The sequence below is a fragment of the Pantoea sp. R102 genome (assembly GCF_004916815.1).
GTDB lineage: Bacteria > Pseudomonadota > Gammaproteobacteria > Enterobacterales > Enterobacteriaceae > Pantoea > Pantoea dispersa.
On the sequence record NZ_SDFT01000045.1, the window covers coordinates 1 to 1229 of the forward strand.

1 protein-coding gene is annotated in these 1229 nt (G+C 51.8%); it reads left to right on the forward strand.

Annotated features, from left to right (window positions below; all coding sequences use genetic code 11):
- The first annotated feature begins 63 nt into the window (after positions 1-63).
- Positions 64-1211 (forward strand): IS3 family transposase gene (locus ERD80_RS06400; protein ID WP_117111563.1). Its coding sequence is split into 2 segments (ribosomal slippage): positions 64-301 and positions 301-1211, totalling 1149 coding nucleotides; the frame shifts between segments, so codons are not numbered across the junction.
- Positions 1212-1229: the final 18 nt, after the last annotated feature.

Here is a 1229-nt window from a genome sequence, read left to right on the forward strand (position 1 = left end):
TGAATCGCCACGGCTTTAACAGACACCTCGGAGTCATTTAAGATGGCTTAAAGAGAGGTGCCCATGAGCGGTAAGCGTTATCCCGAAGAGTTTAAAATCGAAGCAGTCAAACAGGTTGTTGATCGCGGTCATTCTGTTTCCAGCGTTGCAACACGTCTCGATATCACCACCCACAGTCTTTACGCCTGGATAAAGAAGTACGGCCCGGACTCATCCACTAATAAAGAACAGTCAGATGCTCAGGCCGAGATCCGCCGACTCCAGAAAGAGCTGAAGCGGGTTACCGACGAGAGAGACATACTAAAAAAAGCCGCGGCGTACTTCGCAAAACTGTCCGACTGAGGTACGCCTTTATCCGCGACAACCGCCGTTGCTGGCCTGTTCGTTTGCTCTGTCGGGTTCTGGACGTCCATCCGAGTGGATTTTATGTCTGGCTTCAGCAGCCACATTCACAGCGTCACCAGGCAGACCAGATGCTGACCGGGCAGATCAAACAGTTCTGGCTTGCGTCTGGCTGCGTCTATGGTTATCGCAAGATCCATCTGGACCTGCGGGATAGCGGGCAGCAGTGCGGAGTGAACCGGGTCTGGCGGCTGATGAAGCGTGCCGGTATAAAAGCTCAGGTTGGGTACCGTAGCCCACGGGCACGTAAAGGCGAAGCCAGCATCGTGGTACCGAACAGGCTCCAGCGGCAGTTCAATCCGGACTCACCAGATGAGCGTTGGGTGACGGACATAACCTACATCCGAACTCACGAAGGCTGGCTGTATCTGGCCGTGGTGGTTGACCTGTTCTCCCGGAAAGTTGTCGGCTGGTCAATGCAACCCCGCATGACAAAAGAGATTGTCCTGAACGCATTATTAATGGCGGTGTGGAGGCGTAATCCTCAAAAACAGGTACTGGTTCATTCTGATCAGGGCAGTCAATACACGAGCCATGAGTGGCAATCGTTCCTGAAATCACACGGTCTGGAAGGCAGCATGAGTCGTCGCGGTAACTGTCACGACAACGCGGTTGCGGAAAGCTTTTTCCAGCTACTGAAACGCGAACGGATTAAGAAAAAGATCTACGGAACACGGGAAGAAGCCCGCAGTGATATTTTTGATTACATCGAAATGTTTTATAACAGTAAGCGTCGGCATGGCTCGAGCGATCAGATGCCACCAACTGAATACGAAAACAAATATTATCAACGGCTCGAAAGTGTCTAGATTATCCGTGGCGATTCA